At 37.7% G+C, this 24,609-nt stretch carries 30 protein-coding genes; 3 read left to right on the top strand and 27 right to left on the bottom strand.

Going from position 1 to position 24,609, the window contains the following annotated elements; translation table 11 throughout:
* The first annotated feature begins 321 nt into the window (after positions 1 to 321).
* Positions 322 to 930: a CPBP family intramembrane glutamic endopeptidase gene (locus KI375_RS18945; RefSeq protein WP_212975005.1), complete on the top strand. Its 609-nt coding sequence runs from the start codon at positions 322 to 324 to the stop codon at positions 928 to 930.
* A 110-nt stretch (positions 931 to 1,040) separates the two neighbouring features.
* On the opposite strand, the gene KI375_RS18940 is transcribed toward KI375_RS18945, so the two are convergent.
* The 5 genes from KI375_RS18940 to KI375_RS18920 form a co-directional block, all read right to left on the bottom strand.
* On the bottom strand, positions 1,041 to 1,910 hold the full coding sequence (locus KI375_RS18940) for a DNA-3-methyladenine glycosylase family protein (protein WP_212975004.1): 870 nt from the start codon (positions 1,908 to 1,910) through the stop codon (positions 1,041 to 1,043).
* A gap of 21 nt (positions 1,911 to 1,931) precedes the next feature.
* Positions 1,932 to 2,396 carry a DinB family protein gene (locus KI375_RS18935; protein WP_212975003.1) on the bottom strand — a complete coding sequence of 155 codons (465 nt, stop codon included), beginning with the start codon at positions 2,394 to 2,396 and terminating at the stop codon, positions 1,932 to 1,934.
* A complete protein-coding gene (locus KI375_RS18930) occupies positions 2,393 to 2,953 on the bottom strand; it encodes a CGNR zinc finger domain-containing protein (protein ID WP_212975002.1) in 561 nt (186 codons plus the stop codon). Before KI375_RS18930 ends, KI375_RS18935 begins: the two co-directional genes overlap by 4 nt.
* Before the next feature lie 228 nt (positions 2,954 to 3,181).
* The gene (locus tag KI375_RS18925) at positions 3,182 to 4,021 is read right to left on the bottom strand and encodes a helix-turn-helix domain-containing protein (protein ID WP_212975001.1); all 840 of its coding nucleotides are present in this window, start codon (positions 4,019 to 4,021) and stop codon (positions 3,182 to 3,184) included.
* Positions 4,022 to 4,189: 168 nt separating this feature from the next.
* Positions 4,190 to 4,612, bottom strand: coding sequence for a VOC family protein (locus tag KI375_RS18920; protein ID WP_212975000.1), 423 nt, complete (start codon positions 4,610 to 4,612; stop codon positions 4,190 to 4,192).
* A gap of 442 nt (positions 4,613 to 5,054) precedes the next feature.
* Between KI375_RS18920 and KI375_RS18915 the strand changes: the two genes are divergently transcribed.
* Entirely contained in the window at positions 5,055 to 5,891 is an 837-nt protein-coding gene (locus tag KI375_RS18915) for an AraC family transcriptional regulator (RefSeq protein WP_244852842.1), read from the top strand.
* A gap of 58 nt (positions 5,892 to 5,949) precedes the next feature.
* Positions 5,950 to 6,909 (top strand): DMT family transporter, encoded by a 960-nt coding sequence (locus tag KI375_RS18910; RefSeq protein WP_212974998.1) that lies wholly within the window; start codon positions 5,950 to 5,952, stop codon positions 6,907 to 6,909.
* 123 nt (positions 6,910 to 7,032) lie between these two features.
* Here KI375_RS18910 and KI375_RS18905 read toward each other — a convergent pair whose 3' ends face one another.
* From KI375_RS18905 to copZ (KI375_RS18800), 22 genes are all read right to left on the bottom strand, one after another.
* Entirely contained in the window at positions 7,033 to 7,704 is a 672-nt protein-coding gene (locus KI375_RS18905; protein ID WP_212974997.1) for an ArsR/SmtB family transcription factor, read from the bottom strand.
* Positions 7,705 to 7,923: 219 nt separating this feature from the next.
* Positions 7,924 to 8,130, bottom strand: a complete 207-nt coding sequence (locus KI375_RS18900; protein WP_212974996.1) for a hypothetical protein — start codon at positions 8,128 to 8,130, stop codon at positions 7,924 to 7,926.
* 34 nt (positions 8,131 to 8,164) lie between these two features.
* Complete coding sequence (locus KI375_RS18895) at positions 8,165 to 8,500, bottom strand: hypothetical protein (RefSeq protein WP_212974995.1); 336 nt, start codon at positions 8,498 to 8,500, stop codon at positions 8,165 to 8,167.
* 38 nt (positions 8,501 to 8,538) lie between these two features.
* Positions 8,539 to 9,117, bottom strand: coding sequence for a TlpA disulfide reductase family protein (locus tag KI375_RS18890; protein ID WP_212974994.1), 579 nt, complete (start codon positions 9,115 to 9,117; stop codon positions 8,539 to 8,541).
* 332 nt (positions 9,118 to 9,449) lie between these two features.
* The gene (locus tag KI375_RS18885) at positions 9,450 to 10,550 is read right to left on the bottom strand and encodes a flavin monoamine oxidase family protein (protein WP_212974993.1); all 1,101 of its coding nucleotides are present in this window, start codon (positions 10,548 to 10,550) and stop codon (positions 9,450 to 9,452) included.
* 154 nt (positions 10,551 to 10,704) lie between these two features.
* Positions 10,705 to 11,001: a hypothetical protein gene (locus tag KI375_RS18880; RefSeq protein WP_212974992.1), complete on the bottom strand. Its 297-nt coding sequence runs from the start codon at positions 10,999 to 11,001 to the stop codon at positions 10,705 to 10,707.
* Positions 11,002 to 11,179: 178 nt separating this feature from the next.
* Positions 11,180 to 11,410: a glutaredoxin family protein gene (locus tag KI375_RS18875; protein ID WP_212974991.1), complete on the bottom strand. Its 231-nt coding sequence runs from the start codon at positions 11,408 to 11,410 to the stop codon at positions 11,180 to 11,182.
* A gap of 555 nt (positions 11,411 to 11,965) precedes the next feature.
* Complete coding sequence (locus tag KI375_RS18870; RefSeq protein ID WP_212974990.1) at positions 11,966 to 13,258, bottom strand: MFS transporter; 1,293 nt, start codon at positions 13,256 to 13,258, stop codon at positions 11,966 to 11,968.
* 22 nt (positions 13,259 to 13,280) lie between these two features.
* The gene (locus tag KI375_RS18865; protein ID WP_212974989.1) at positions 13,281 to 13,940 is read right to left on the bottom strand and encodes an ArsR/SmtB family transcription factor; all 660 of its coding nucleotides are present in this window, start codon (positions 13,938 to 13,940) and stop codon (positions 13,281 to 13,283) included.
* Positions 13,941 to 14,119: 179 nt separating this feature from the next.
* Complete coding sequence (trxB, locus tag KI375_RS18860; protein ID WP_212974988.1) at positions 14,120 to 15,058, bottom strand: thioredoxin-disulfide reductase; 939 nt, start codon at positions 15,056 to 15,058, stop codon at positions 14,120 to 14,122.
* A gap of 118 nt (positions 15,059 to 15,176) precedes the next feature.
* A complete protein-coding gene (locus KI375_RS18855; protein WP_212974987.1) occupies positions 15,177 to 16,244 on the bottom strand; it encodes a sensor histidine kinase in 1,068 nt (355 codons plus the stop codon).
* Positions 16,237 to 16,920, bottom strand: a complete 684-nt coding sequence (locus tag KI375_RS18850; protein WP_212974986.1) for a response regulator transcription factor — start codon at positions 16,918 to 16,920, stop codon at positions 16,237 to 16,239. Before KI375_RS18850 ends, KI375_RS18855 begins: the two co-directional genes overlap by 8 nt.
* A gap of 47 nt (positions 16,921 to 16,967) precedes the next feature.
* Positions 16,968 to 17,348, bottom strand: a complete 381-nt coding sequence (locus tag KI375_RS18845; RefSeq protein ID WP_212975075.1) for an OsmC family protein — start codon at positions 17,346 to 17,348, stop codon at positions 16,968 to 16,970.
* Positions 17,349 to 17,403: 55 nt separating this feature from the next.
* On the bottom strand, positions 17,404 to 17,979 hold the full coding sequence (locus KI375_RS18840; RefSeq protein WP_212974985.1) for a TlpA family protein disulfide reductase: 576 nt from the start codon (positions 17,977 to 17,979) through the stop codon (positions 17,404 to 17,406).
* Positions 17,980 to 17,999: 20 nt separating this feature from the next.
* Positions 18,000 to 18,758 carry a cytochrome c biogenesis CcdA family protein gene (locus KI375_RS18835; protein ID WP_212974984.1) on the bottom strand — a complete coding sequence of 253 codons (759 nt, stop codon included), beginning with the start codon at positions 18,756 to 18,758 and terminating at the stop codon, positions 18,000 to 18,002.
* Entirely contained in the window at positions 18,758 to 19,393 is a 636-nt protein-coding gene (locus KI375_RS18830) for a hypothetical protein (RefSeq protein ID WP_244852834.1), read from the bottom strand. The genes KI375_RS18835 and KI375_RS18830 overlap by 1 nt, the downstream gene beginning before the upstream one ends.
* Before the next feature lie 227 nt (positions 19,394 to 19,620).
* Positions 19,621 to 19,923: a metal-sensing transcriptional repressor gene (locus tag KI375_RS18825; RefSeq protein ID WP_207451884.1), complete on the bottom strand. Its 303-nt coding sequence runs from the start codon at positions 19,921 to 19,923 to the stop codon at positions 19,621 to 19,623.
* A gap of 114 nt (positions 19,924 to 20,037) precedes the next feature.
* Positions 20,038 to 20,319 (bottom strand): glutaredoxin family protein, encoded by a 282-nt coding sequence (locus KI375_RS18820; RefSeq protein ID WP_212974982.1) that lies wholly within the window; start codon positions 20,317 to 20,319, stop codon positions 20,038 to 20,040.
* A gap of 21 nt (positions 20,320 to 20,340) precedes the next feature.
* Complete coding sequence (locus tag KI375_RS18815; protein WP_244852832.1) at positions 20,341 to 21,162, bottom strand: hypothetical protein; 822 nt, start codon at positions 21,160 to 21,162, stop codon at positions 20,341 to 20,343.
* 4 nt (positions 21,163 to 21,166) lie between these two features.
* Positions 21,167 to 23,593: a heavy metal translocating P-type ATPase gene (locus tag KI375_RS18810; protein ID WP_212974981.1), complete on the bottom strand. Its 2,427-nt coding sequence runs from the start codon at positions 23,591 to 23,593 to the stop codon at positions 21,167 to 21,169.
* 294 nt (positions 23,594 to 23,887) lie between these two features.
* On the bottom strand, positions 23,888 to 24,094 hold the full coding sequence (copZ, locus tag KI375_RS18805; protein ID WP_212974980.1) for a copper chaperone CopZ: 207 nt from the start codon (positions 24,092 to 24,094) through the stop codon (positions 23,888 to 23,890).
* A 108-nt stretch (positions 24,095 to 24,202) separates the two neighbouring features.
* Entirely contained in the window at positions 24,203 to 24,409 is a 207-nt protein-coding gene (gene copZ, locus KI375_RS18800) for a copper chaperone CopZ (protein ID WP_212974979.1), read from the bottom strand.
* Positions 24,410 to 24,609 lie beyond the last annotated feature (200 nt).

The following is a 24,609-nucleotide window of genomic DNA, read 5'->3' as shown; positions in this document are numbered from 1 at the left end:
AAGGAGGTTGAATTTCAGTTGTTAATAAAGCGACATGTCCATTTTCATCTGTTATGGTGAACAACAAAGTCTGCCCTCCTTGCAATCCTGGTTCTCCTGATGCTCCATATGAAAAGTTAGAAAAGTCTCCACTAAAATCGCTGTTTTCACATCTATTACTTTAATGGAATAAGAGAATTGAACATTTAACCAGACGGAATGGGTCCGTGGGAAAGTTTTATTTTGATCCGCTTTTGAGGAAATAGAGACTTATTTTTATATCTTTACTTTCTTTTATTTGCTAGACTTTATATAACGATCGCAAAGGAGTGTGGAAATCTATTGCTTATTCAATCCATCATAGACGCATTGGTACAAGTAATTATTTTCGCTATTATTCCCTTCTTATATTGGCTAATAGCATTTAGAAAACGTGAAAGTTTTACACATTGGATCGGTTTAAAAAAAGCCGTATTCCACAATAAGACAAAGGCATTTATCTTCTCTATCTTGTCATTTGCTATATTACTGGCTTCGGGAACTATCTTACTCTCCGTTATCGATGACAAAACAATGATAGCGAATGCACAATTTGCCTCTATGGGTCCGCAAAGTATCTTGCTTATTTTCATTTATGCCATTGTCCAGACTGGACTGTCGGAGGAATTATTATTTCGTGGTTTCTTATTAAAAGTCTTTTCTGGTTGGTGGGGATTTGGAGCTGGTAATGCTATTCAAGCTCTTTTATTCGGACTGCTGCATGGTGTTATCCTATTTAGCTCTCTAAATACTTTTCTAGTCATTCTAATCATTATTTTTTCTGCTTTAGCTGGATGGATGATGGGATATGTCAATGAAAAACTAGGAAATGGCTCTATCCTCCCTAGTTGGCTCATTCATAGTCTTATGAATATTAGTTCGTCCTTGCTTCTAGCATTTAGCATCTTATGATGTACATGTTTGAATATCCCTTAGTTATAAAGGATGTTTAAGTGTGTTTACAAAAAGTTCAGAACCCCCCTTTCTTTCTGACGTGAAGTTGTAGTGATATATTCACTGTTTTAAGAGTAAATATCATACCAATATGCAAGGAATTTATAACTTCCCCATTTATCATACACACTTTCAAGCTTTTGCTTCGTAGGGGGCTCGCCATTAAAATATTTTTTGATAACATGAGCTTTATATTCTGAATCAACAGGTAACAAATCATATTTTCCAAGTATCATCGAAAGTGTATTAAATGCATAAGGACCAATCCCTTTAATCTCCTTTAATTTTGTACTATCACTTTCTGGTGATGTATAAGACTCAAGGTCAAAAACAGGATCTAAAGCTTTTGTGGCTGCATCGATAATGTATGTACTTCGGTAACCGACTCGCACATGTTCTTTTAGGTATGATTCACCTGCTTCTAACACGCGTTCTGGTGTGGGAAAGGTTTTGATTTCAGGCTGATGATTGGTTTTTACGGATTCGCCCAATCCATTCACAAGATTATTCACCATATTCATGGTCTGCTTCCATCTCGTATTTGTTGTTAATATTACTTTTACTACATCTTCAAAAAGTGTCGGCGAACGCAAAAGTCTTCCTTTTCTTTTAGTGGGGATATGTAAAAGCTCCTCATAATCGTGACAGAGGGTATAGAACGGCTCAAAGGTATCTTGCAATCTAAACATCCAGGATACTTGGTCTTTAATCTCTTTGGTGTCATTATGTTCTAAAGGAATATTCGTTTCAGTTTCGATCATCAATTGATGATTGTGTTTTGAAATACACAATAATACATTTTTCCCCGTACTTAATTGGATTGGGCGATAAAATAAATGCTCTTCATTATTCCAATAATTCGGCGACAACATCCACCAACCATAATCAGTGATAGCAGCTTCGAAATTAAACGGTTCTTGTAGAGGTATGATAATCATGATCTATACCTACCTTTCAAATTAATCTACACCAAGTTCTGATTTCCAAGTTCCCTGTTGTTTTCGAATATCTACAATTTGCCCGATATGATAAGCAGTATGAATAGTTAAATGGGTAAGGGCGTCTACATTTTTATTGAAGTGCTCATCCGCTGAATCATCAATGACCTGTTTCCATTCCTGCATCACTTGATCAATAGATCTTAATGTTTCCTCCCACGTATATCCATCTAAGTTATCAAAGGATTGGGCATTTGTATCAATTGTAAAACGCGTTCCCCCAGTGCCTTTAAAACGGTTTAAATAACCCTGGTTATAATAAAGTAAATGATTTACGATTCCCCATATATTATTGGCGTTTGGATGGTTTTTCCACATTGCTTCATCCTGTGTCACACCTTTTAGTGCCTGTGCCAACGAAACAAACCAACCACTTTTATTATGAACGGCTTCTAGCTGGGATGTTATTACCTCTTTAGTATTCATTGTTTTTCCTCCTTGAGTGTATCTCTATGCTTTCGAACTCTGGATAAGTTTCCACATGTCTCACTACTGCACCAATGTTTTCGCCCGTTCTTCGTATTGTCGTGAAAGACCCAGCGACAATCTTCATTCTTGCAAAACTTCACACGCTTATATTCTTCTTTTGTAAATAGTTCGGAAAAAGAGAGAGCAATTTCAGAAATAAAAGTGTCCCAGTCCTGTTGATCAGATACAAACTTCAATTCAAAATGATCATCGCTTTTGATTAACACCGGGCTCCGTTTTGCTTTATCCATAAAAGTATTTAATTCCATTATTTCATCAGCTGTTGGTAATTGATCCTGTGTTGTTTTTTGAAGAATATCTCTCATTAGCCGACGTAAATTTTGCAATTCATGAATGGTTTGAGCAGAAGGATAAGATAAATGAGTTAGATGCCAATCCTTTATAAAATACTCTATCCATTTCGGGTTTGTTAAGCGATCTTCGGACTTCCCTGTTCCACGATAGTCATACCACATCGTATTGATAACATCTAAGCAAATCATATTGTTAGCCAACTTGCCTTCTCCTTTATTTATTTTGAATGCGCTTTTTATTATATCATGTAATGTTTAAAATGAAAATTACCCATTACAAAAAATAAATGTAAGCTGACAACAATACTTTTATTCATGACTCGATTGAATTTTGCATCATATTTTTCTAAAACAAACATAACCTCGCTCTAAATCTAGAACGAGGTTAAAATATAAATAATTAAATTTCAATGAATGGCACAATGCGCCTTATCTCCTTGCTTTGACAAGCTTATCAACGTCAATGAAAGGCAATAATGGCTCTATTTCAGAAAATCCTTGTTTCTCTATAGCGTCCTCCGCCAACTCCTGCAAGAAATCCCTTTTAAGGAATGGAGCAGCACTTCGTAAGGAAGATAGACCATCTCGTTCATAGCTTTGTTGGCTAATCTCTTCCATACAATTTTTGTTTAAAAAAGGGAAAAGACTGCTCATTTCATGAAGGCCGTTTTTTGTGAATTCTATCTTTGCAATCTCAGCAATACTTTCTTGAGACAGAAATGGAACAAGAGATTTCAGTGCTTTTATTCCATTAGACGTGTACTCTTTTTCTGCTAGTTTTGACAAGTACTCATTACTTAGAAATGGAAACAGCTTAACTAAATCAGGCAGCCCGCTGTCATGGTAAAATTCCTCAGCTAATTCTTCTAAATAAGCTTCACTCAAAAAGGGCGCGAGTGCACTCAAATCAGAGGCTTGGAGCGTTTTTGTATTGGTCTTTACCGAGAGATCAACTTGATCAACCGTTAAAATAGGGGCAACTGACTTCAATTCTTCAAGAGGAATATCGATTGGCTCCCCTTCCTTTTCTTCAATTAGTTGCTTAACTGCTGCCGCTGTCTCTTTTTGATTGACTAATAGTTCATCAATGCTAACGTCAAATACTTCAGCTAACTCTGGCAGCTTTGTGATATCCGGCATCGTTTCCCCTCGCTCCCAGTTACTGATGGCCTGATATGTAACACCTAATTTATCGGCCACACCCATTTGCGTAAACTGCTTTTCTTTCCTCAACTTTGCAATTTGCTTACCAACTTTCTTCATATCCATCGCTTGATCACTCCCTTGGTTTGATTAGTTCAATTCTAGGCAATCAAACGGAATAAGTATATCAAGTTCTGCTTGAGTGGCTTGATTCCCTCAGTGTCAATGTTTTGACGAATTATTCAAAAGGTGTCACTCAATTTTATTAGCTGGTATTGGGGGATAATCTTCAAATTATTCATTGATCTCCAAATGTGGATTCCACACAACTTCCCATAAATGACCATCCGGGTCTTGAAAGTAACCAGAATATCCACCCCAAAAAGTGTCATGTGGTTGAACTGTGATAGTAGCTGCGGCCTTCCTTGCCTGTTCCATTACCTTGTCAACCTCTTCTTTACTTTCGACATTATGGCCAATAGTGAATTCAGTAGGACTGGAAACAGATTGATTAATCTGAGCATCATGCGCAATATTTTTGCGTTCAAAAATAGCAAGCTTTATTCCAGATAGTAAATCGAAAAAGGCAACAGCACCATGCTCAAATTCTTGGCCAACTATCCCTTCTGTTGGGAGCCCCAATCCGTCTTGATAGAACTTTAAAGATCTTTCCAAATCATCTACACCTAACGTTAAAACTGTAACCCGTGGTTTCATAAACATCATTCCTCCTATGTCATATAAAATTACATATTGTTTTCTGCCTCCAGTATACTCTTTTTTCTCTTAGGTTCAGAGCTATTTAGTGCACTCTGTTTTGTAATTTTTCACAATAGGGGATGGCTGTACCTCTCGCCATTCCCTTTTTTCCGCTTTTCCACCCTAACGGGCACGGCCAATACTCTCGCCGTCCCCGTTTTTTCCCTTGGCATCTATACTGTTTCTTTTCCAAACGGATTATTTTTCAAGAAAGTCTTTAATTGTTTACTGAGGTTTGCTGCTCCTGCTGGAGTTACTTGTTTCCACAGTTGCGTTATGGTAGATTTGGATCAATTGATTAGCCATTATCAAAAAGTTACAGATTAAATAGTCGCGTTCACATCGGATTGATCGCGCTCGCTAAAAAGGCTGGAAAGAGGGGGCATATCTTATTTTGAACATGCAAAGGGAAAAAGTTGTTTTTTGGAAAAGCAAACACTTCGAATCGATGGATTGTTTGCATGCTACCTATATTGATCATGCCTTCTCTAAACATGCCCACAGCGAATTTGCTATCGGTGTTATTGAGAACGGTGTCGAAGGATTTCACCATAAGGGTGAAACACGATTTGGAATGAAGAATAATTTAGTCGTTATCAATCCCGAAGAAATACATACAGGATATTCCGCTCAAAATGGAGGCTATACGTATCGGATGATTTATCCTGAAAAAACATTAATTGAAAAAATGTTAGGGATAGAAAATGCAACAGATAAAAGTCATTTGTTTTTCAAACAAGTGATTATGACAGATCCGGAAATTGTCCATCTATTTCTAGATTTGCATTATACACTTGAATATTCAAATTCCGAACTAGAACAAAAAGAAAAATTTTTGCTCTTTTTTAATGTATTGTTGGAAGGATTTGCTGAAAGATCTTTGAGGCATATTAAGGGATTTTCTTTACCCCAACAGAGAATTCGGCGAGTGAAGGACTATATCCATGAATATTATCACGAAAACATTACTTTATCAGAACTTTCCAAGATAACGGGGCTTAGCGAATATCAATTTGCTCGAACTTTTACCAAGCAATGTGGGATATCACCTCATGTTTTTCTTAGCCAAGTCCGAATCGAAAATGCTAAAAAGTTATTAGAGCAAGGGTTTGCCATTTCTGAAGCAGCTGTAGATGTCGGCTTTGTGGACCAAAGTCATTTCTCAAGACGTTTTAAGAAAGCACTTGGAATCACACCTGGACAATATGTACTAGCAAGCAAGAATGTACAATACTGATTAACTTCCTTTCCCTATAATGAAATAACATCATTGCTTTTCGCGGAGGTAATCAGAAATGGGAAACGATCGTTCATCTTTGCTAGGAATTATATTTGGTGTGGTTGCAGGGGCTGCTTGGGGGTTGGCCTTTCTTATTCCCAATATGCTTTCTGGCTTTTCCTCTTTGGAAATCACTTTAGGACGCTACTTTATGTATGGGATGTATTCTGTCCTTTTGTTCATAGTATACAGAAAGAATCCTGTTCATATCCCACCAAAAGTATGGTTTAAAGCACTTCTATATGCTTTTACTGGAAATGTTGGATACTTCTTTTTTCTTGTACTAGGAATTCAATATACAGGCGCTACTATTACCACGTTGATTATCGGCACTTTACCTATCGTCATTAGTTTTGTCGGGAACTTATTTAATAAAGAATTTCCGTTTAAAATCATGCTCATTCCTGCATGCTCCATATTAATAGGTATTTTTCTATTATCTTACAGTGAGCAAGGAGCTATGGGCAGTATAACTACCTCCAAAAGTGATCTTTTGTTTGGACTTCTATGTTGTTTCATTGCGCTAGCCCTGTGGACATGGTATGGAATATCAAATGCCCATTTTCTCAAAAAGGAATCTCAGGTTTCTCCAGATCTTTTTTCGACAATCATTGGTATCCAAACGTTCACATTAGTTTTATTCGTTCTGCTTATTAGTTGGCTGACAAATCAACAGATAATAAGTAATCTTCTCGATCGGGATCATTTGATTCATTATTTAGTTGGCATCATTGTTTTGGGGGTTATTGCTTCTTGGGTAGCGACTTGGGCATGGAATCAAACTTCTATGAGAGTATCTGTCTCCATAGCAGGTATGATGATAGTTTTTGAGACATTATTTGGATTGCTTTACACATATGCTTATCAATCTGTGGTTCCTTCTCTAGCAGAATGGGTAAGTATTGTTTTTATCCTTTTAGGAATCATATTTGGAATATCGAGAATCAATAGGTATAGGTACTCCGAACAAAAGTGAATGTAAAGTAAGACTGCAACCGGTTGGGATTAATCCACACTGGTTGCAGCCTCTTGCTTCCTCTTTCCAACTTATTTGCATAATGTACCTATGAAAAAATTGTTCTTACTTGGGAAATATATTTTAATGTTTCTGTTCTAAATACTTCTGCCATTCATAAATATCTTCCGCCATATGAAAGGCTGCAAATCCTTCATTTTTCAATTTTTGCGCAGCCAAGGCTGAATAAACACAATACCTTCCTCTACAGTAAGCAACAACTTCTTTATCCTTAGGTATTTGTTGAAGATATAGGTCTAATTTCTCCATAGGAATAGAGACTGCTCCTTCTATATGCCCTGCTTCATATTCCTCTTCTGGTCTCATGTCCATAAGGACAATATCTCCACCTTTTAACTTTTCATAAACTTCATCCATCGTTAGTGTATATAAACCTTCGATATCACCGAAAAAATCTTCTTGAATGCGAGTAAGATCTGAAAGTTGACTTTCACCGATCTGCCATAAGGAGTGTAAAAAATCGTTAACAGAGGGATCAGCCAATGAATAAATGGCATACGTCCCCTTCTTCGTAAATTTTACTAATCTCGAGTCGTTGAGAACTTGCAGATGACGAGAAACATTTGCCACACTCATTCCTGTATCCTGTGCCAATCTTTCCACTGTTTTTGGACCCTGAGTTAGCAGATTTAATATTTCAAGGCGTTTATCACTAGATAAACATTTGCCAATTCTTGATAGTTGTTTAAACAACTCATCCTTATAATTCTTTGCAGAAAAAATGAGCTCTTCCATACTTATCATCCTCTACATCGATTAATTAACTATATAGTTGATGATACTACAGTGGAAGTAAAAATAGCAAAATAATGATTATTACTTCATACGCAATATGAACTAGAGAAGTGAGGGAGAATAACCACTTCTCTAGTTTGAACTATAAAAGGCCATTAAGAATTTACCCTGCATTCTGAAGGCAAACTTGCCATCCCGTCTTGAGTATTTGCATTCCTATTATTCTTCAACGACATCTAATTCTGTCCAATCGAATTCGCCTTTACGTATTTTTCCCCGCCGATCCTTGGTGATATAATCCAGATCAGGATCTAAATTATAATCTCCTACTTTTTGATCTGCCACAGGTCGTTTTTGAGTGAGTATAAATGCAGCTAGATCAGCCGCTTGTTGATCTGTTAATGTTCCTTCTTTCCCTTTTGGCATATTGTTTTGAATAAAAGCTGTCGCTTTATTTCACTTACCAATTTCTCCATTTATTTTCCAATATACCTAATTCTCTTAGTATACTTGTGAAAAGTGTATCCTTTTCACCTTTTAAAGCATTTTCTGTACATGATGAATGAGGTTTATAATTTAACTCTTTTGCTTTTTTTAAACTAGTCTCGTCAATCCAATTTGTAACATCTGCCTTGTCAAAACACATCGGGGCAATGTAAGTTCTGTAAGTATTATCAATAATAACTCTTGTACTAGGTGATGGCTTAGTTTCTTTAGGTATGAAAAAGCTAGAAATAACAATTATTCCGATGGATACCATCAAGATAACCAAATACCTATTCTTATTTATTTTCACATTATTTCCCGCTAAGAGGTTTATAGGGTATATGGGACTTATTGTATCTTTTCAAGTTGCTCTACCATAAAATCATAATTCATTGCCCCCATTACAATAAATTGAATGCGACCATCAGAGTCAATCATATAGGTTGTAGGATACGCCACAACTCGATATTCTTTTGAAACAACAGATTCCTTATCCAAAGGAATTGTTAACGACAGATTTAATTCATCAACAAATTTCGGAATATTATCGGGACTCGACTCTGTTTCAGATAAATTCACAGCCAATACTTGTACATCATTATTATCTTGGAACTTTTGCATATCAGGCATCTCAGCACGGCATGGCGGACACCATGTTGCCCAAAAGTTTAGCATAACTGGTTTACCTTTATAATCCGACAACTTCACTACTTCACCGTCTAAAGTAGTAAGTTCAAAATCAGAAGCGAGCTCACCTTTACGAATTCCTGAATTACTATAATCACTAATTTCTCCCGAATTATATATTTGCTCTGAGGCAGCACTACCATATTCCCCAGCAGCGTTTTCATTTGAAGCAGCTATTAAATCATAAGTTATCCAACCAAGTAACCCTATAACTATGACAACTAAAACTGCATTTTTCATTCCTTATTACTCCTTCACCTTGATTTTTCGAACTATGTATCTTGCACTCATTCCATTAGAAATTCGGTGACATGATGACATTTGAACGATAAATAAGATAAGTCCCATAACAACCATAATCACAGCACCTATGTCGAGTAATCCACTTGGCTGTCCCCATGGGCTCAATATGAACATTACCAGAGCTTTATGAAAATCTGATGAATATTAATAATTATTCAATTTAAAATTAGTTTCAATAAAGAGGACGACTCCAATTCATTCTTCGAGTTGTCCTCTTTGATTGATCAACTATATATCTCTAAACCGATTAGCACGTGCATTCATAAAGGTCAGTTATTTACATTCATAATTTCAAAAAATGCTTGTTCAGCTGAGTGCAGTGCTCCTTCAAGATGTCCACCAAATTGCGAACTCGTCTCAGTTCCAGCAAAAATAATTTTCTTTTCCCAAATCCCTGCTTTTGGCGGCCTACCATATACTGGAAAATCACTGAGTGGTTCCAGGTCCTCTTCAACAGCCGTTTCAGAATCCTCAGTCCAATCCTTATACAGGATAGCTCTTAGGTTTTGAGCTGGGGAACCAAAGAGCCTAACCAATTGGTCAACAACTAAATTTAAAACCTTTTCTTCCCCTAGTTCTCTGCGTTTATACGCTGGCATTCCAAAGAAGCCAAATAATGCACCAGATCCTTTTTCAGGAGAAGCATCATGGATTTCTTGTAAGGGGCCAACCCAGCTTGTTGCGAATCCAGATAGCCCTGTTTCCCGCCAAAATGGACGGTCATAAATCGCAACTGCCTTGGCCTGTCCTGCCATCCATGTAGGTTTACTTACAAGGTCAGTAAGAGTATTTGGAGGGAGAGAAGGAGAGAACTCAATATGACGCGCCACAATTCGAGGCGGCAATGCTAAGATAACTGCACTTGCTGAAACGCCTTTTCTCTTTCCATCAGCAAGCTCGACTTCAACAGTAAGAGCGCCAGCTTCATCGAGCCGAATTGACGTAACACGGGTATTTAGCTCGACTATCCCCGAAGGAATAGTATCTGCCACAGCACCAATGAGAGACTGTGCCCCTCCTTTAAATCGAATTGATCTTGCACTCGAATTTTCTGGCAACATATAACGCTCTGGTGCTTCATTTTGGTATCGTTCTGCCAGCATTGCTCCCTTGGTGTACTGTATGAAAGTTTCTAAATTTAATTCTTTAACAAGATTGGCAATCGTTCTCTCGTACTGTGGCCAGAACCATGTTGGTCCGAGATCAAACTTATCTAGGTCTGGTCTATTTGCGTCAGAGGTACTCAAAACCCTACCGCCAATCCTATCTCTAGCCTCTAGAACCTTGCATTTGACGCCCTGCGCAACAAGTAGCGATGCAACACGAAGACCGCTTAAACCAGCACCAACAATGATTACAGGTTTTTTCACATTCTTTCCCCCTTCCGAAAATGTATAAAATAGTTGCCTCAACCATAAAAAAGAGAAGAAAGGAAAACAACCCTCTCTTCTCCATTGTAACTGCATATAAGTGATTTAAGAACCCGTAGAGACTGTATAGAGCTTGATATCTAAAAATGCATCTTTAATTAACACGATAAATTCTAATCTCTGGTTCAGCATTTAATAAATCTTTTAATCCAGTTACAACATCATGATTAAAAAGATCACTTTGAAGATAAGCTTGAGCTTCCTCCACATTGTTAAAACCATGTAATACCTGAACATCTTCATCACGGATTAAAAGATCTTTAGAAACTGCACCAGGAATTGACGTCAAGAATGGTTCCTTATAAGAAGTATAAACCTTTGCCGCAGCTGCCCGGTTGACTGCATCAACATCTAAAGTAATTTGTAGATAAGCTTTTGGTGTAGTGGTCATAATAATCTGCCTCCATTTTTTCATAATTTTATATTCATTAATTCAATTGTATATTTGAATAATGGATAAAAAAACATAAAGGTCATATAAAAGTTCAAGACCCATTCTGTATACTTCATCTGAAACTAAACAGTGTATCTGTTCAGTGATTTCATTACTCCTCTTAATGCAGGCTTTTTTACTCTACTAACTGCATAACTTTTTCCGGATCAAATCCTAATACCCATTGGCCATTTATTTCAGTTTGAGGAACTCCCATTTGTCCTGTTGCTTGTACTAAACGATTTGCAGCAACCGGGTCTTGCTGGACGTTTACTTCTTTAAAAGGAAGTTCATTTTCCTTTAAGAAATTTTTCATCATATCACAGTAGGGACACGTACTTGTTGTATACACTGTAATTTTCTTCATAAGACACCTCTCCTTAATTTTTTGTCATTCAACCAACAAACTGCCTTATACATTTGATACTTATTCCTCCCAGGCACAAAGATATTGCACCTGGTCATAATGGAATCCGCAGAAAAACGCAGCCAATTAATTAGTTATAACACCATCTTAAACTTTCCAATTAACTCACTTTTGACGAAGAAATCTTATAGCGGATGTTCAAAGTAAGGATCAAAGGCTAAATTCGCGACATCCTGTCGCAATGCCTTTGTGACCTGCATCCTGCAGGCCTCCGGTAAAAATGACACAGCGAGATAAAGGATCTTCGACTAAGTACCGACACGTCCTGTGTCGAACGTCGAAGTCACCACAACACGCGCAAGCTCGTTGGCTTGTTTCTGTGCTGGTCATGTATTTAAAAGCATAGCACCGCCTCGAACTTTCGACGTACAGGATGTACTAGTGCCGGTGTTGCTGACAGTACGTCAGCGTTTTTAACCGACTCGGTCCTTTTTATTCTCCTTTTTGAACACGCACTTATAGTGTTTTTATCCGCCATACCCCAGTTGAGATACTTTACAGCTCTCTCATCTCTTTATTTTTCATGACTTTTTTACTGCCAATAGACCATATCATGACTGGAATAAGGATTAATGACAAAATCCCGCCGACAAGTGATAAGGTTTCATAGCTTGAACCAGCCACAACCATTCCGGACATAGCACTGCCTGAAGCTCCAGATAATGCAATAAAAACATCTACTGTTCCTTGAGTCTTAGCACGCGTTGAGGGTTCTGTTGAATCAACAATAAGAGCCGTACCACTTATCAAGCCAAAATTCCAGCCGAGCCCAAGTAAAGATAGAGCGATAATCATTAGCACTAAAGAATCTCCTGGTGCAACCGCCGATAAGACACCCGAAAGGAGCAACGTAACACCTGAAGCAATCGCCATGGCAGAACGGCCAATCTTATCAACAAGAATTCCCGTTAATAGGGAAGGGAGATACATGGCACCTATATGAAAGCCGATCACAAGGCCAATTGCACGTAAACTATGGCCATGATGCCCCATGTGAATAGGAGTCATGGTCATAATGGCCGTCATCACAATTTGCGTAAGCACCATAATGATTGCTCCAACTGCTATTCCTTTATTGATTGGATTCTTCCTCGATACTTCTTTGGATTCTGTACTTTGTTTATTCGCATTTATTTTTAAAGCGATCATAAATGGATCCGGGCGTAAAAGGGCAAATAACACAAGACCAGCTAAGATATACGCAGCAGCTGCCAAGATAAATGGCCCCGCCAATTCTGGGACACCAATAGAGTGGGCAACCTTTCCCATCACATCCACTAGATTCGGGCCTGCAACAGCACCAACCGTTGTGGAAACCATCGCTACACTTACAGCAGTGCCTCGCTGTTTGTTAGTTGCTAAGTCTGTACCAGCATAGCGGGCTTGTAAGTTCGTTGCAGAGCCTGCGCCATATACAAGTAAGAAAATAAATAATAAAAACACATTATTTAACATGGCAGCAAAAATAATACCAACAGCACCAAGTCCACCTGTTATAAAACCAGTGGCAAGACCCATGCGTCTGCCAAAACGATTGGAGAGTCTGCCTACTAACAAGGCAGCTCCTGCTGAACCTAACGTAAATAAAGCAGCAGGAAGTCCTGCGAATGCATTTGTTCCTAGCATTTGTTCGGCAAGCAGTGCTCCTACTGTAATTCCAGCAGCTAATCCCGCTCCACCAAACATTTGTGAAATTACAACAATCATTAATGTACGTTTGTATAATTTCTTAACTTTTTCTGGGTGATCTATATAACTTTGTGCTAAAACATTCGCTTCATCTGACATAATAAGCTCCTTCTTCCCCCAATCAATGTAAGTGTTCTTGAAATTCATACCAATCTTGCACACTATTTTCTAGACGAAAGGCATTAATACCTTTCGTCTTTAATAGCTCTACTGCTTCTACTGACATCAAACAGTATGGCCCCCTGCAATAGGCCACAACATCACGGCTGGTTGATAGGGAAGAAAGTTTTTCTCTTAACTTTTCAATTGGAAGAGAAACAGCACCAGAAATATGGGCCTTATCATATTCTTCTTTCGGCCTGACGTCTAACAATAAAACTTCACCTTTTTCCATCCGATCTTGAAGTTCTGAAAACGTAATCCCATGCAAACCAAGATTGGTATTTAAAAACCCCTGTTTTATTTGTTGAACCTCAACAAACTGCTTTTCTGACAAAGTATGCACATTTTTTAAAAAGCCAGAAATGGCGGTATCTGCTAATTCATAAATCACGAAATTTCCTTTTTTATGAGATTTTACCAATCTTGAATTAGAGAGAGTTTGTAAATGTTGCGATACATTTGCCACAGACATGTTAGTTGCTTTTGATAGTGATTCCACTGACTTTGGTCCTTGGGATAAAATGTCAAGAATCTCTATGCGTTTAGGGCTAGAAAGACTTTTACCTATTCTAGCAAACTCCTGATACAATAAATCTTTTAAATTTCTTTCATTGAGCATTTATAACCACCACCAACTATACTCAATTAAATAATTGAATAGTCGAATTATAATCATAACGAAGTCATTTGTCAAAAACTCGCTTTGAATGAAGTCACTAGTTTGAATCCCTGCTCCCAACCAGCTTTTGCTTCGACATCTTATCAGAATCTCGTAGAAATGATTATTGCAATCTATTATTATTGATGTTCTTTTACTTCCTCGACATAATGTTGTGCTGCTTGAGCAGCAATACTACCATCGCCAGTGGCTGTGACAATTTGCCGTAACATTTTTTCGCGAATATCGCCTGCCGCGAAAATGCCTGGTATTTTTGTTTCCATTTGCTCATTTGTTTCAATATAGCCACTTTCATTGGTAATCCCTAGATTTTTAAATGGAGTAGACAATGGCAACATTCCTATATAAATAAAAGCACCATCTGCTTTAAATTCTTGTTCAGTCCCGTCAACCGTGGAAACAAGAGTAACACTTCCGACTTTTCCATCTATCTCATGAATTTCTTTAACCGTATGGTTCCAAATAAAATCAATCTTTTCATTTGCAAATGCCCGTTCTTGGAGAATCTTTTGAGCACGAAGTTGGTCACGGCGATGAATAATCGTTACCTTTGAAGCAAATCTTGTTAAATAAACGCCTTCTTCAACCGCAGAGTCTCCTCCACCGACAACAACTAACTCTTTTCCTTTAAAAAAGGCACCATCACATACTGCACAATAAGATACACCACGACCACCGAGCTCATTTTCACCAGGAACGCCCAGTTTCTTATATTCAGCACCCGTTGTGATGATAACAGAATACGTTTTGTATTCTTTTGTACCTGCTAGGACTGTTTTAATGTCTCCATGATCTACAATCCCTTTAATATCACCATAGGCATACTCTGCCCCAAACTTCTTGGCATGTTCAAACATTTTTGTCGACAATTCTGGACCGATAATACTTTCGTAGCTGGGATAATTCTCAACTTCTTCAGTATTAGCCATTTGGCCCCCAGGGATCCCACGTTCAATCATTAATGTAGACAAATTGGCACGTGAAGTATAAACGGCCGCTGTCATTCCAGCAGGGCCAGCGCCAATAATGATCACATCATAAATTTTTTCCTCTGTCATGTTGTTCACCTCTATCATTCAATTGTTTTATTGAATAGTTGAATTATAAATCTTATTTCCCCAATAGTCAATTTTTCAATTTCTACATTATATTTGAATCAAACAACATAAGTATTTTTCACAAAGGAAGGGTAAACCAGAATGTGTTCTGATCTTTACTCGGTTTATAGCCAATTTTGCCATGATGTTGTTCTATAATTTCTTTTGTTATACTAAGTCCAAGGCCCGCCCCTCCTGTATCACGACTGCGAGAGCCATCAATCCGGTAAAACCGTTCAAAAATTTTATCCTTATTATCAGCTGGGATCTCTTGGCTTGGACCGATGATAGAGACATAATATTCATTTTCCAACTTTTTCCCCTCGATTGTAATCGAACCCATACCTACGTAATAGCGAATAGCATTATCGATTAAATTACTTATCGCCTGCAAAATTCCTTCTTTATACATACTTATTTCAGCACATTCTGTATGAATTTCCACTGGAATATTTTTATCCTTTAGTTGCCAATAAAACATTTTTACAGATTCTTTAATCAGTTGATCAATAGCAATTTTTTCCTTTTCAGAAAAGGATTGCTTTGAAATATAATCCCATTCTTTTAAGGTTTCGAGTTGTGTAACCATCTTTGTTAGTCGTTCAGACTCTTTATAAAGCGATTGGTATAATGTTTCATCCCCTTCAATCACTCCATTTTTCAGCGCATATAAATAACCGTTCAAATTCGATAAGGGAGTCCTTAATTCATGCGATAAATCCATTACTAATTTCTGGCGATGTTCATGGTTAACCTTTAATTGATTAACCAATTCATTAAAATTACTTATTAATTGCCCTATTTCATCACTTGAAGTAACTTCAAGCGACTCAGGATAATTACCTCGCTGCATACTTTTGGTAGACTCAATTAATCTTTTTAAAGGATGGATTAATTTTTTCGTTAAATAAAAATGAATAATACTTCCTATGAAGATTGCAATAAGACTAAAAATCCATAAGTAATAAAAAAGCGTTGAATTAAACTGCTTTTGTTTCGCTCCACTCATCCCTTCCACCAAGAAACAAGCGGTATTATAAATCGCCAAGCTACTTAGTACAATAAATAAAGAGACAATAAGTATATTCAAAAAGGTTAAACGAAATAAAAATTGCTTGGGCAGCCACGACTTTTTATGTTTATTCATGAACAAATTTATACCCCATTCCTCGAACCGTTTGAATCCGTGTTGGGGCAGACGGATTTATTTCGATTTTACTTCTTAATTTTTTAATATGTGCATCAATTGTTCGATCTAATATTGTTTTATCGGCGTTTGGATATAGCTGATTAATCAGCTTTTCTCTTGATAAAACAATATTTGGATTTTCCATAAAATAATAGAGAAGATTAAATTCATGTTTGGTTAAAGTAAGCTCTTCTTCAAATAGCAACACTTCTCCTTTTCTTGGTTTTATGCATAACCCATCATAAGATATTTTTTGACAAAACTGCCCGGTTCTCCGTAAAACAGCCTCTACATGAGCAAGTAATTCGTCTGGAACAAACGGTTTGGTTAGGTAATCATCTGCACCTATTTTAAGCCCATTAATTTTCTCGTCAATCTTTGTTTTAGCAGAAAGCATAATAATCGAAACTTCATTTGCTTCTTGTTTTTTCACCCATTTGCAAAATTCTTCCCCACTTAGCTTCGGCAACATTAAATCTAGAATAATCAAACAAGGATGATGTGTTAAAAAGGCTGCTTTTCCCTCTTGACCATCAGCCGCTTCAATAACCTCATAGCCATCCTTTTCCAAATACACTTTAATAAGCTTGCGGATCATTTGGTCATCTTCAACAACTAATATTGTCTGTTTCATATATGGCACCTCTAACAGATTACATAGTCTCTTTTCAAGTTCTTCAACTAATGGATTTCAAATGACTCTGTCACTTCTATACTATCTTGCACAGATTGGACCATCCCACAATTTTTTCTTGCAATCGCCCCCGCCTTTTCAATTTTTTCCTGACGAAGATTTTCTCCTCTAATGACAAAATGCAGATGTATTTTTTCGATCCGGTTTGCTTTTGCTTGATTACGCTCCACTTCTGCTGATACCCTGATGTCTTTAAAGTCTAATCTCATTTTAGTTAACACTACCCTCATTGCAATTGAACTGCAACCAGCAATCGAGGCAATCATTAACTGAAAAGGACGAAAGCCATACTCCGAATCTGAGGAAATAGATAATTCATCAAATTCCGTCTGCATATTATACCCATGTTCTTTCATATTCAATTCGATCATGTCCACTACTCCTTTTTACTTTTATAGTCACTAATTACTCTCTACAGTAAGATTATTTCATCTTTTCGAATTCCTGAATCATAAGTTCATAATTCAATGCTCCAAAAGCCATATTATGTATGGTACCGTCAGAATTAATTAAATATGAGGTTGGAATGGGACTAATTCTGAAAAGGATTGCAGCCTCATTTCCTTTATCTACTAAAACCGGAAACGTCAGTTCATAATCGTCAATAAAGTCAACTACTTTTTCTAAATCTTGATTCGTCTCACTTTCAATTAAATTAACTGCTAATATTTCAATATCTGTATCTTGATGAAATTTTTCCATATCTGGCATTTCAGCTCGGCATGGCGGGCACCATGTTGCCCAGAAATTTAACATAACTTTCTTCCCACGATAATCAGATAATTGTACTTCTTCCCCCTCTATTGTTTTCAGCTTGATATCTGGAGCGGTATTTCCGCGTTCTAATCCGATTTCATTACCGTTCTGTTCAATCTCTAACCCGCTCGAAACACTACTTTGTTCGCTTCCTTTTGCTGTATCTTCCTTATTGGATATAAATTCATACACTGCCCATCCAAACATCAGAACAAAAACAATGATAAAAATTGCCTTTTTCATTTGTAAAGCTCCTTCCGATATTAACCTAATCTTGACAACCAAGTACCCTCGACTAAATCAAGCAAGAAGCCTGTAATTTGCGGCATAAATCCTGTGAATAATACAACCCCCATGATAATCATAATTATTGCTCCGACTTTCATAATAATGCCGCTATGGCGTACAATCCATTTTGTTGACCCAAGAAAAAAACTTAACACAAGAAATGGTAACGAAAAGCCAATTACATACATAACCGTATAAAAGACACCTTGGGCAGGATTACTTGCCGCTAATAGCAGGATCGAAGCAAAAATGGGGCCGATACACGGTGTCCAGCCAGCTGCAAATCCAAACCCAATAAAAAATGAACCGATGTAATTAGCCCTTTTTTTCGTATATTGAAAACGTCTTTCCTTCATTAAGGCCGGGATATTGATCCACCCCGCTACAAAAAGTCCCATAAAAATAATCAGAATCCCTGCAATTCTTTGGATTAATAATCCTGAATTTCCAATTAGTAAATCCTGCACCCACTTTCCTAGAAACGATGCACTTGCACCAAGGCTAATAAAAACAAGCGATACCGCAAGCAAGAAAAGGAAAGAATGCCTAAGAATCTCCCTGCGAATTTTAGCATTTTGACTTCCTTGTAATTCTTTTACACTTATTCCTGTTATGTACGACATGTAAGCAGGAAAAATAGGGAGCACACAAGGAGATAAAAAGGATAAAGCCCCTGCACCAATCGCAAGAAACATTCCGACGATTAACATTGTATCTGCCGCAATTCCACCCATTAAAAATCCCTCTTTCTAAAAATAATGAAAAAATTTACAATAAAAAACAAACCTACAAACCACGGTGCGATTATATAACCAAACACTGTAACAAACGGTTGGATGAAAGTAAGAAATAAAACGCCAAAACACCAACCCGCTAATATCGTGACAAATAAGAGTTTTGTACTCAAACGCCCATTTAAAAGCAAAAATAGGAGTAAGACTATCGTTATTAAGATAAAGTATCCGTTTGGTCCCCCCTTACTAAGGAAAACGATATAAATAAATTCATACAAAAACGATCCTACTAAAAATACAGGTAGAAATGATTTCAATAACGAAACTACATTTTCCCTTCCCTTTTTTGATTTTAAGAAAAGGGAAACACTACTACATAAAACGGCAATATAAAACGATCTTGAATCACTCGGATAAGCGAATATGGCTAATGGATCTTGTACAAATAAGGAAAAGTTTATCGCAATTTTTCCTACCCAAATAAAGATGACAAAGTTAATTAGTTCTGAAATCATCTGTTCTATATGTACTTTTTTTCTTTCCTTTGATAAATTACTCGATAAATAAAAGAAAAGAATCCCGCCAGCAATGCTCGCAGCCAAAACACCAATAGGCGCTAATTTACTTATTTGCACCAACAACCTTCTCCTTTATTCAATTTATATTTCTAATCAAAGCCTACAGATCTAATATGAAAATTTGATGAAAATAGTCTTTGTTTTAAACTTATTCACAAATTAAAATAAGGGCTGTTCAGAAACTCAGTGAAAACTAAGTTTTTGAACAGCCCTTTATTTATTACGCTTTATTCGGTTGTTCGACATCAGGCGCGGATTCTTATAGCTTTCTGAGCCTTCCTTCCTTACTTGGAAAACTGCTTCAGAACGCCCATTAATTCCTCAATTGTTTCTTTGCCTTCACCTTGTTTAATCGCATCACTGACACAGTGGTTAATATGTCGTTCAGTCACAGCGAAACCTACATTTTTTAAGGCAGATTGAATGGCACTGATTTGCACTAGGATATCCACACAATAACGGTCCTCTTCTACCATTTTCTGTATTCCACGGACTTGGCCTTCTATGCGTTTTAAACGATTAATAACTTTTTGTTTTTCATCCTGTGTTCTTGGTTTACTTGGGTGATCATGTAAGAATTTATCCAAATGGATCACTTCCTTTTGTTATATATCTTCATTATACCCCTATTAGGTATCACTTTCAACTAACCTTATTGAGAGCTGCTTTGGTGATAGATACAACATAACAGCAATATATTATCAGTTATCCACATTTAATAGCTGTTTTATCTCTTGTTTATTCCGTTCGAACCCTATCAGACTCCTTGGTTTTCTCAACCATCCTAGGAAGGACGGTTGAGAAAATACAAGTGCTGGGACAATTCTGCTTCCTGTTATCTTTATCAGATCTTTTTCTTTTGATGGTTCTTTTGCTAAATCGTATTCTTTATGAGGAATATGCTGACTCTGCAAGAATTTTTTCAAGTCTTGGCAATCTGAGCAAGTAGGTCTAGTGTAGACTTCAAGTTGATAATTTTTCATCTCAAAACCTCACTCCTTTGTTTATGCCTGTACTTCAATAATAAATGGATAGACATGAACATAATCATCAAACTTAAATTCAGCCCAGATTTTGTACATGCTAGGTTGAGAAAAATGCGCGTTAAACGTTGTTGTATCATCAGATGCTGGATGAACATGAATATATTGTTCAACATCCTCATCCACAATCACCACATGCCCTAGGGCACCTAGATAGGAATCAGGCGTTTCTCCATGCATATCAAATACCAAAGGGACTTCATCTCCAACTGTTGCATGAACATCTTCTAAAGTGACGGTCTTCCCATCGACTTCTTTTGTCCAATTATCCTCACTCTCTAGGCTTACTTTATCCGTTTCGTTCGTTCCAACTTGAACAAGATTTGGAGCGATCTGGTACGCCTTATTTTCTGGGGCAATATCGACAAAGGCTTGATAGGTGCCATCATTTAAAGCTTGGCTTACGGCATATGTTCCCTCTTGTTCCTTCTCTGGGTGTAGATGATAGTAGTTCTCCAAGTCATTGGAAACCATAATGAAGTGCATTTCTGCTTCATGTTCAATAGCTAGTTCAGGTGCCGCACCTGTATGATCTTCCAATTCAATAAAGACTTTTCCATCATTATACGTTACATTTGTATGAACCTCTGATTCGACCTGATGGCCATGATGATTGTGCTCGCTATGATCCATAGTCTCTTCCTCCTTGTTAACTTCTGAAGTTTCATGGTCATGCTCTAATTTCCCGCTTTGAAAAGGGTTATTTCCAGTCATTAAGCCATATGCGAGGACCACCAATACTACATATATAATACCTAGAGAAACCCATTTTTTGATTGACATAGCTTTACTGCCCTCCCTTTAGCTTCAAGCGTTGTAACCGCAAGGCATTGAGTACAACAGATACAGAGCTAAACGCCATCGCAGCTCCGGCAACCCATGGAGCCAGCAATCCAATGGCAGCAATCGGGATAGAAGCAGAATTATAGATAAACGCGAAGAACAGGTTTTGCTTAATATTACGCATTGTTTTCGTACTCAGTTCTACACTATCAGCTACACTGTGTAAATCTCCTCGCATAAGCGTAATGTCAGCTGCTTCAATGGCTACATCTGTTCCTGTGCCAATCGCCATTCCGATATCGGCAATCGCTAAAGCTGGTGCATCATTCACACCATCACCGACCATGGCTACTCTTTTATTTTCTTGTTGCAATTTCTTAATTTCATCAGCTTTTTGCTCTGGTACAACTTCTGCAATAACACGGTCAATGCCAACCTGTTTTCCAATGGCTTGTGCTGTTCGTTCATTATCACCTGTCAGCATAATGACTTCTAAGCCAAGTTCGTGCATTCTTTTAATTGCTGCTTTTGATGTGTCCTTTACCGTATCAGCTACTGCAATCACTCCTGCTAACTGTTGATCCACCCCAATCAGCATGGCTGTTTTTCCATCAGATTCTAATTTCGCCATTGCTTCTTCTACAGAAGTAACATCAATATTCTGTTGTTGCATAAGTTTTCTTGTCCCGACAAAAATCGTTTGTTGGTTAATTGTAGAGCGAATACCATAGCCAGGTATGGCTTCAAAGGAGTCTACTTCTTCTACTTTAACGCCTTTATCTTTCGCCCCTTTTACAATTGCTTCTGCAAGCGGGTGCTCCGAACTTTTTTCAGCAGAAGCCACCAAAGATAGTACCTCTTCCTCCGTAAATTCTTGCTGAGGAAGAACATCTGTTAATTCTGGCTCTCCTTTAGTTACTGTTCCTGTTTTATCTAAAACAATCGTATTTAGTAAGCGTGTATTTTCTAAATACTCTCCACCTTTAAATAAAACACCAAGTTCCGCTGCTCTTCCTGACCCAGCCATAACCGATGTTGGTGTCGCTAAGCCTAGTGCACACGGACAAGCAATAACAAGAACTGTAATAGCTGGAACAAGTGCTGAACGTAATTCGCCAGGTTCGACGAAGAAGTACCAAACTAGGAATGTCACGATAGCAATCCCTACTACAATCGGTACGAAAATACCTGATACACGGTCAGCGACTCGTTGTATATCCGCTTTACTTCCTTGCGCTTCCTCTACCACTTTGACAATTTGTGATAGCGCCGTATCTTTTCCAACTTTTGTTGCCTCAATCGTTAAGATTCCATTTTTATTAATCGTTGAACCGATGGCATTATCGCCCATTTTTTTATCGACAGGGATACTCTCTCCCGTGATCATCGCTTCATCTACAGCAGATTCACCTTTTATAATTTGCCCATCAACTGGAATTTTTTCGCCTGGACGAACAATAACGGTATCTCCCACGATGACTTCTTCAATGGCTATTTCCTGCTCGTTCCCGTTGCGGATTACTCGTGCTGTCTTAGCTTGCATACCAAGCAATTTCTGGATAGCCTGACCTGTACGTCCTTTAGCACGTACTTCAAAAAGCTTTCCAAGAATAACTAATGTGATAATAACTGACGCAGCTTCAAAGTAGAGAACTGGCATCCCCGCTTGGCCGTTCATTTGCCATTCAATACCGAGGAAAATGCTATAGAAATATGCAACAGATGTACCTAATGCAACGAGTACATCCATATTGGCACTTTTATTGCGCAATGCCTTATACGCCCCTCGATAAAATTGGGCCCCAACGATAAATTGAACAGGAGTCGCTAATGCTAATTGCACCCAAGGATTCATTAGCATGTCTGGTGAATAGATAAAAGACGTAAACTTAAAATGCGTAACCATTGTCCATAGCAAAGGCAATGTTAGAATCGCGGAGAAGATGAATTTTCCAGTTTGATTTCTTACTTCTTCATCCTTACTATTCGCCGTTTCTTCTTTGGATGTTGGAACCTTTAGGGTATATCCGAGCTTTTTTACCGCTTCGATCATATCTCCCGTTGTCACTTGACCGTGGTCATAATCGACCGTGACATTTTCCAAGGCAAAGTTCACCGTCGCGTTGGAAACCCCGTCCATTTTCGAAAGTCGTTTTTCAATTTTATTCGCACATGCGGCACAGGTCATCCCAGATATATCAAATGTTTGCTTATCATAGGCCACCTGATAACCTAATTTTTCGATTTTAGCTTCAAAATCTTGTACATTTGTTTTCTCTGGGTCATATACAACCTTTGTTTTTTCTATCGCAAAATTGACATTGGCATCTACCACACCATCAATCTTATTTAGACCTTTTTCAATTTTATTGGCACATGCAGCACAAGTCATGCCTTGGATTTGTAAACTTACTTCTTTTTGTGCTCCCATTGTTGTTTCCCTCCTTACAAATACCTTATAAGGGTATATTTTTTTCTAAAAAAGGGGATCGTGCTACAGAAGCACGACCACCCTAATGGTGTGTTCAAAAAGGAGAATAAAAAGGACTGAGTCGGCTAAAAGTGCTGACTTCGACGTTCGACACAGGACGTGTCGGAACTTAGTCGAAGGATCTTTATTCTCGCAGTGTCATTTTGACTGGAGTCCTGCAGGACGCAGGTCACAAAGGCGTTGCGACAGGATGTCGCGAATTTAGCCTTTGATCCTTACTTTGAACATCCTCTATTAGGCAATATCGTAGCCTTGTTCTTCAATCACTTCTATAATATCTTTCAAGTCTACTTTTTCTGGATCAAAGGTTACGTCCACTGTTCCAGCTTGCAAATGGACTTTTACGGTTTCGACACCGCTTAGGTCCCCAACATTTCCTTCAATCGAATTTACACAATGTTCACATGACATCCCTTGTACGTTAAGTGTTTTATTTGTCATTAAAACAACCTCCTATTTATATTTTCATTATACCCTATCTACGTATAGGTAAACAAAAGAACTATCCTATCCTGGGCACAATCGTCCGTGTGCCTACTCGCTTTATTCTTAGGCAATATCGTAGCCTTGTTCTTCGATTACTTCTGTGATATCTTTCAAGTCCACCTTTTCTGGATCAAAGGTTACATCGACTTTTCCTGCTTGCAAATGAACTTTTACGGTTTCGACACCGTTTAGGTCCCCAACACTTCCTTCAATAGAATTTACACAATGTCCACATGACATACCTTGTACGTTAAGTGTTTTATTTGTCATCGAGATTCCCTCCTATTTTTAATTCATTTCCATATTACCATACCCTAGTTAGGTATTGTCAAACCAAAAAAATTACTGGTCATCATCCAGACCCATTCTCTCCCTTTTGAATGACTAGTTCATTCTATTTCCTCTTTACATTTATTATACTATACCCCCTGTAGGTATGTCAAATGACTCTTATACCCAAAGATACCACC

It is taken from the genome of Bacillus sp. J14TS2 (assembly GCF_018333015.1).
In the GTDB taxonomy this organism is placed as follows: domain Bacteria; phylum Bacillota; class Bacilli; order Bacillales; family Bacillaceae_C; genus Lederbergia.
This window is presented reverse-complemented; position numbering and strand designations above follow the sequence as displayed.

Excerpts from the sequence above, each read along its gene's own strand:
- KI375_RS18940 (WP_212975004.1), bottom strand. The coding sequence starts at position 1,910 with ATGATTATCATACCTCTACAAGAACCGTTTAATTTCGAAGCTGCTATC.
- KI375_RS18935 (WP_212975003.1), bottom strand. The coding sequence starts at position 2,396 with ATGAATACTAAAGAGGTAATAACATCCCAGCTAGAAGCCGTTCATAAT.
- KI375_RS18925 (WP_212975001.1), bottom strand. The coding sequence starts at position 4,021 with ATGGATATGAAGAAAGTTGGTAAGCAAATTGCAAAGTTGAGGAAAGAA.
- KI375_RS18920 (WP_212975000.1), bottom strand. The coding sequence starts at position 4,612 with ATGAAACCACGGGTTACAGTTTTAACGTTAGGTGTAGATGATTTGGAA.
- KI375_RS18915 (WP_244852842.1), top strand. The coding sequence starts at position 5,055 with ATGCAAAGGGAAAAAGTTGTTTTTTGGAAAAGCAAACACTTCGAATCG.
- KI375_RS18910 (WP_212974998.1), top strand. The coding sequence starts at position 5,950 with ATGGGAAACGATCGTTCATCTTTGCTAGGAATTATATTTGGTGTGGTT.
- KI375_RS18905 (WP_212974997.1), bottom strand. The coding sequence starts at position 7,704 with ATGGAAGAGCTCATTTTTTCTGCAAAGAATTATAAGGATGAGTTGTTT.
- KI375_RS18900 (WP_212974996.1), bottom strand. The coding sequence starts at position 8,130 with ATGCCAAAAGGGAAAGAAGGAACATTAACAGATCAACAAGCGGCTGAT.
- KI375_RS18890 (WP_212974994.1), bottom strand. The coding sequence starts at position 9,117 with ATGAAAAATGCAGTTTTAGTTGTCATAGTTATAGGGTTACTTGGTTGG.
- KI375_RS18880 (WP_212974992.1), bottom strand. The coding sequence starts at position 11,001 with ATGACCACTACACCAAAAGCTTATCTACAAATTACTTTAGATGTTGAT.
- KI375_RS18875 (WP_212974991.1), bottom strand. The coding sequence starts at position 11,410 with ATGAAGAAAATTACAGTGTATACAACAAGTACGTGTCCCTACTGTGAT.
- KI375_RS18870 (WP_212974990.1), bottom strand. The coding sequence starts at position 13,258 with ATGTCAGATGAAGCGAATGTTTTAGCACAAAGTTATATAGATCACCCA.
- KI375_RS18865 (WP_212974989.1), bottom strand. The coding sequence starts at position 13,940 with ATGCTCAATGAAAGAAATTTAAAAGATTTATTGTATCAGGAGTTTGCT.
- trxB (WP_212974988.1), bottom strand. The coding sequence starts at position 15,058 with ATGACAGAGGAAAAAATTTATGATGTGATCATTATTGGCGCTGGCCCT.
- KI375_RS18855 (WP_212974987.1), bottom strand. The coding sequence starts at position 16,244 with ATGAATAAACATAAAAAGTCGTGGCTGCCCAAGCAATTTTTATTTCGT.
- KI375_RS18850 (WP_212974986.1), bottom strand. The coding sequence starts at position 16,920 with ATGAAACAGACAATATTAGTTGTTGAAGATGACCAAATGATCCGCAAG.
- KI375_RS18840 (WP_212974985.1), bottom strand. The coding sequence starts at position 17,979 with ATGAAAAAGGCAATTTTTATCATTGTTTTTGTTCTGATGTTTGGATGG.
- KI375_RS18835 (WP_212974984.1), bottom strand. The coding sequence starts at position 18,758 with ATGGGTGGAATTGCGGCAGATACAATGTTAATCGTCGGAATGTTTCTT.
- KI375_RS18820 (WP_212974982.1), bottom strand. The coding sequence starts at position 20,319 with ATGAAAAATTATCAACTTGAAGTCTACACTAGACCTACTTGCTCAGAT.
- KI375_RS18815 (WP_244852832.1), bottom strand. The coding sequence starts at position 21,162 with ATGTCAATCAAAAAATGGGTTTCTCTAGGTATTATATATGTAGTATTG.
- KI375_RS18810 (WP_212974981.1), bottom strand. The coding sequence starts at position 23,593 with ATGGGAGCACAAAAAGAAGTAAGTTTACAAATCCAAGGCATGACTTGT.
- copZ (WP_212974980.1), bottom strand. The coding sequence starts at position 24,094 with ATGACAAATAAAACACTTAACGTACAAGGGATGTCATGTGAACATTGT.
- copZ (WP_212974979.1), bottom strand. The coding sequence starts at position 24,409 with ATGACAAATAAAACACTTAACGTACAAGGTATGTCATGTGGACATTGT.